Here is a 5,688-nt window from a genome sequence, read left to right on the forward strand (position 1 = left end):
TCGATCACTCTCGTTGTGAAGCGCTTTGTGCGTGGAGGCGGGGTGTGTCCGATTCTTGAGAACTCAACAGCGTGCACTATGTTCAATGCCAAATAATATATAACCTCGTCCATTGATTCTGTTTCTGTCTTTCGGGGTGGTTTCGGTTGATTGGTTGGGTTCCTTTGGAAATTGATGTCAGCAATGATGTCGTATTTGCCTTGGTCAAACTTGATTGCCGGCTCTTCGGGGTTGGTGGTCGTAATTTTTTTACGGAGAGTTTGATCCTGGCTCAGGACGAACGCTGGCGGCGTGCTTAACACATGCAAGTCGAACGATGATGCCCAGCTTGCTGGGTGGATTAGTGGCGAACGGGTGAGTAACACGTGAGTAACCTGCCCTTGACTCTGGGATAAGCGCTGGAAACGGCGTCTAATACCGGATACGACCTGCCCCGGCATCGGGTGTGGGTGGAAAGTTTTTCGGTCAAGGATGGACTCGCGGCCTATCAGCTTGTTGGTGAGGTAATGGCTCACCAAGGCGACGACGGGTAGCCGGCCTGAGAGGGTGACCGGCCACACTGGGACTGAGACACGGCCCAGACTCCTACGGGAGGCAGCAGTGGGGAATATTGCACAATGGGCGAAAGCCTGATGCAGCAACGCCGCGTGGGGGATGACGGCCTTCGGGTTGTAAACCTCTTTTAGTAGGGAAGAAGGACTTCGGTTTGACGGTACCTGCAGAAAAAGCACCGGCTAACTACGTGCCAGCAGCCGCGGTAATACGTAGGGTGCAAGCGTTGTCCGGAATTATTGGGCGTAAAGAGCTTGTAGGCGGTTTGTCGCGTCTGCTGTGAAAACCCGAGGCTCAACCTCGGGCCTGCAGTGGGTACGGGCAGACTAGAGTGCGGTAGGGGAGAATGGAATTCCTGGTGTAGCGGTGGAATGCGCAGATATCAGGAGGAACACCGATGGCGAAGGCAGTTCTCTGGGCCGTAACTGACGCTGAGGAGCGAAAGCATGGGGAGCGAACAGGATTAGATACCCTGGTAGTCCATGCCGTAAACGTTGGGCGCTAGATGTGGGGACCTTTCCACGGTTTCCGTGTCGCAGCTAACGCATTAAGCGCCCCGCCTGGGGAGTACGGCCGCAAGGCTAAAACTCAAAGGAATTGACGGGGGCCCGCACAAGCGGCGGAGCATGCGGATTAATTCGATGCAACGCGAAGAACCTTACCAAGGCTTGACATATACCGGAAACTTCCAGAAATGGTTGCCCCGCAAGGTCGGTATACAGGTGGTGCATGGTTGTCGTCAGCTCGTGTCGTGAGATGTTGGGTTAAGTCCCGCAACGAGCGCAACCCTCGTTCTATGTTGCCAGCACGTCATGGTGGGAACTCATAGGAGACTGCCGGGGTCAACTCGGAGGAAGGTGGGGATGACGTCAAATCATCATGCCCCTTATGTCTTGGGCTTCACGCATGCTACAATGGCCGGTACAAAGGGCTGCGATACCGTAAGGTGGAGCGAATCCCAAAAAGCCGGTCTCAGTTCGGATTGAGGTCTGCAACTCGACCTCATGAAGTCGGAGTCGCTAGTAATCGCAGATCAGCAACGCTGCGGTGAATACGTTCCCGGGCCTTGTACACACCGCCCGTCAAGTCATGAAAGTCGGTAACACCCGAAGCCAGTGGCCTAACCGCAAGGGGGGAGCTGTCGAAGGTGGGATCGGTGATTAGGACTAAGTCGTAACAAGGTAGCCGTACCGGAAGGTGCGGCTGGATCACCTCCTTTCTAAGGAGCATCTGGACCTCGCGTTCTTCGGAGCGTTGTGGGTTCCAGGCGCCAGATCAAAGCGCATGTCTTTGCTGGTAGCTCATGGGTGGAACATTGAACTAGGTGCTCGGTGAGATTCGTCTCGTGTCAGTACAGCCTTCGGGTTGGGAACGCATGGATGGGTGGAGTCGGGTGCATGCACGCTGTTGGGTCCTGAGGGACCGGGCCGGCTGCTTCTTCGGGAGCGGTTCGGATCTCGAACCTTCTGGATCCTTTTCTCATGCCTGGGTGCATGGGGGAGGGGTACCGCCCGTATTTTGAGAACTACACAGTGGACGCGAGCATCTTAGATCCGTCACCTTCGCAGGTGTCGGATCGACAAGATTCGCATGGCGCGGCTTTCGGGCTGCGGTCATGCAAATCATTGGATCTGCAACTTTTCGAGTTGTAGTTTCTTAACTCATGTGATTAGCAAGTTCATAAGAGCAAACGGTGAATGCCTTGGCATCTGGAGCCGAAGAAGGACGTCGTAATCTGCGATAAGCCTCGGGGAGCTGATAAACGAGCTGTGATCCGAGGATTTCCGAATGGGGAAACCCCGCCAGGCCCCTTGTGGTGACCTGGTGACTCCCGCCTGAATATATAGGGCGGGTAGAGGGAACGTGGGGAAGTGAAACATCTCAGTACCCACAGGAAGAGAAAACAACAGTGATTCCGTTAGTAGTGGCGAGCGAACGCGGAAGAGGCTAAACCGAGCCATGTGTGATACCCGGCAGGGGTTGCATGGTCGGGGTTGTGGGACTTTTCGTCGTGTTCTGCCGAGCACGGAACGTTACAGCGCATCATAGACGAACAGGTTTGAATGCCTGGCCAGAGCGGGTGCGAGCCCCGTAGTCGAAATGGTGTTATGGCGTGAAGAGTATCCCAAGTAGCACGGGGCCCGAGAAATCCCGTGTGAATCCGTCAGGACCACCTGATAAGCCTAAATACTCCCAGATGACCGATAGCGGACAAGTACCGTGAGGGAAAGGTGAAAAGTACCCCGGGAGGGGAGTGAAATAGTACCTGAAACCGTTTGCTTACAAACCGTCGGAGCCTCCTTGTTGGGGTGACGGCGTGCCTTTTGAAGAATGAGCCTGCGAGTTAGTGCTCTGTGGCGAGGTTAACCCGTGTGGGGCAGCCGTAGCGAAAGCGAGTCCGAATAGGGCGTTTTGAGTCGCAGGGTCTAGACCCGAAGCGAAGTGATCTATCCATGGCCAGGTTGAAGCGACGGTAAGACGTCGTGGAGGACCGAACCCACTTCAGTTGAAAATGGAGGGGATGAGCTGTGGATAGGGGTGAAAGGCCAATCAAACTTCGTGATAGCTGGTTCTCTCCGAAATGCATTTAGGTGCAGCGTTGCGTGTTTCTTGCCGGAGGTAGAGCTACTGGATGGCCGATGGGGCCCAAAAGCTTACTGACGTCAGCCAAACTCCGAATGCCGGTAAGTGAGAGCGCAGCAGTGAGACTGTGGGGGATAAGCTTCATAGTCGAGAGGGAAACAACCCAGACCACCAACTAAGGTCCCTAAGCGCGTGCTAAGTGGGAAAGGATGTGGAGTTGCACAGACAACCAGGAGGTTGGCTTAGAAGCAGCCACCCTTGAAAGAGTGCGTAATAGCTCACTGGTCAAGTGATTCCGCGCCGACAATGTAACGGGGCTCAAGCACGCCACCGAAGTTGTGGCATTGACATTAGTGGTAGGCCTTCGTGGTCCAGCCGTGTTGATGGGTAGGAGAGCGTCGTGTGGCGAGTGAAGCGGCGGTGTGAACCAGCCGTGGACGCCACACGAGTGAGAATGCAGGCATGAGTAGCGAAAGACGGGTGAGAAACCCGTCCTCCGGAAGACCAAGGGTTCCAGGGTCAAGCTAATCTTCCCTGGGTAAGTCGGGACCTAAGGCGAGGCCGACAGGCGTAGTCGATGGACAACGGGTTGATATTCCCGTACCGGCGAAGAACCGCCCAAGACAATCCAGTAGTGCTAAGTATCTGAATCCCTGTGATGGATCCCTTCGGGGTGAAGCGTTGGGCCTAGCGTACGACCCCATGCTGGTGCGTTTAGCGTATTAACAGGTGTGACGCAGGAAGGTAGCCGAGCCGGGCGATGGTTGTCCCGGTCTAAGGATGTAGGGCGAACGATAGGCAAATCCGTCGTTCACACAGCCTGAGATCTGATGGGTAGACGCAAGTCGAAATCGGTGATCCTATGCTGCCAAGAAAAGCATCGACGCGAGGTTCTAGCCGCCCGTACCCCAAACCGACTCAGGTGGTCAGGTAGAGAATACCAAGGAGATCGAGAGAATCGTGGTTAAGGAACTCGGCAAAATGCCCCCGTAACTTCGGGAGAAGGGGGGCCTGAGGCGTGAACGGACTTGCTCCGGGAGCGTTCGATGGCCGCAGAGACCAGTGGGAAGCGACTGTTTACTAAAAACACAGGTCCGTGCTAAGTCGCAAGACGATGTATACGGACTGACGCCTGCCCGGTGCTGGAAGGTTAAGAGGAACGGTTAGCCGCAAGGCGAAGCTGAGAATTTAAGCCCCAGTAAACGGCGGTGGTAACTATAACCATCCTAAGGTAGCGAAATTCCTTGTCGGGTAAGTTCCGACCTGCACGAATGGCGTAACGACTTCCCAGCTGTCTCAACCGCGAACTCGGCGAAATTGCATTACGAGTAAAGATGCTCGTTACGCGCAGCAGGACGGAAAGACCCCGTGACCTTTACTATAGTTTGGTATTGGTGTTCGGTGTGGCTTGTGTAGGATAGGTGGGAGACTGTGAAGCGGGCACGCTAGTGTTCGTGGAGTCATCGTTGAAATACCACTCTGGTCACTCTGGATATCTAACTTCGAACCCTGATCGGGTTCAGGGACAGTGCCTGATGGGTAGTTTAACTGGGGCGGTTGCCTCCTAAAGAGTAACGGAGGCGCCCAAAGGTTCCCTCAACCTGGTTGGCAATCAGGTGGCGAGTGTAAGTGCACAAGGGAGCTTGACTGTGAGACTGACAAGTCGAGCAGGGACGAAAGTCGGGACTAGTGATCCGGCAGTGGCTTGTGGAAGCGCTGTCGCTCAACGGATAAAAGGTACCTCGGGGATAACAGGCTGATCTTGCCCAAGAGTCCATATCGACGGCATGGTTTGGCACCTCGATGTCGGCTCGTCGCATCCTGGGGCTGGAGTAGGTCCCAAGGGTTGGGCTGTTCGCCCATTAAAGCGGTACGCGAGCTGGGTTTAGAACGTCGTGAGACAGTTCGGTCCCTATCCGCTGCGCGCGCAGGAAATTTGAGAAGATCTATCCCTAGTACGAGAGGACCGGGATGGACGAACCTCTGGTGTGTCAGTTGTTCCGCCAGGAGCACCGCTGATTAGCTACGTTCGGAACGGATAACCGCTGAAAGCATCTAAGCGGGAAGCCGGCTTCGAGATGAGATTTCCATCCCTTCGGGGGAGAGGCTCCCAGCCAGACGACTGGGTTGATAGGCCGGATGTGGAAGACAGGACTAAAGACTGTCGGAGCTGACCGGTACTAATAAGCCGATAACTTGATAATCACTACACTCATACCGTTGTAAAGGCTGGTAGGAGTGGCCAGAGATTGCTTGCGTCCACTTTGTGGTTCCCAGAAGACGGGCACCCCACACCCCCTCACCGGGGTGTGGATCATAACTGAATACACGCACGGCGTGTAACCCACGATTTGACCACCCATCCCCGGGTCTCCCGGGCGGGTGCGTCGCCAGGGTTACGGCGGCCATAGCGAGAGGGAAACGCCCGGTCACATTCCGAACCCGGAAGCTAAGACTCTCAGCGCCGATGGTACTGCAGGGGGGACCCTGTGGGAGAGTAGGACACCGCCGGACACCATTCACGATGGCCACCCAGACACTGGGTGGCCATCG

At 55.4% G+C, this 5,688-nt stretch carries 3 rRNA genes; all 3 read left to right on the forward strand.

The annotated features are described in order from the left end of the window. The first annotated feature begins 248 nt into the window (after window positions 1-248). The 3 genes from B9Y99_RS18370 (at window position 249) to rrf (ending at window position 5,649) form a co-directional block, all read left to right on the forward strand. Window positions 249-1,771 (forward strand): 16S ribosomal RNA (locus B9Y99_RS18370). A gap of 451 nt (window positions 1,772-2,222) precedes the next feature. Then, a 23S ribosomal RNA gene (locus B9Y99_RS18375) occupies window positions 2,223-5,339 on the forward strand. Window positions 5,340-5,532: 193 nt separating this feature from the next. Next, window positions 5,533-5,649, forward strand: a 5S ribosomal RNA gene (gene rrf, locus B9Y99_RS18380). The 16S, 23S and 5S rRNA genes sit together here, the layout of an rRNA operon. Window positions 5,650-5,688: the final 39 nt, after the last annotated feature.

Source organism: Rathayibacter oskolensis, assembly GCF_900177245.1.
Taxonomy (GTDB): Bacteria; Actinomycetota; Actinomycetes; order Actinomycetales; family Microbacteriaceae; genus Rathayibacter; species Rathayibacter oskolensis.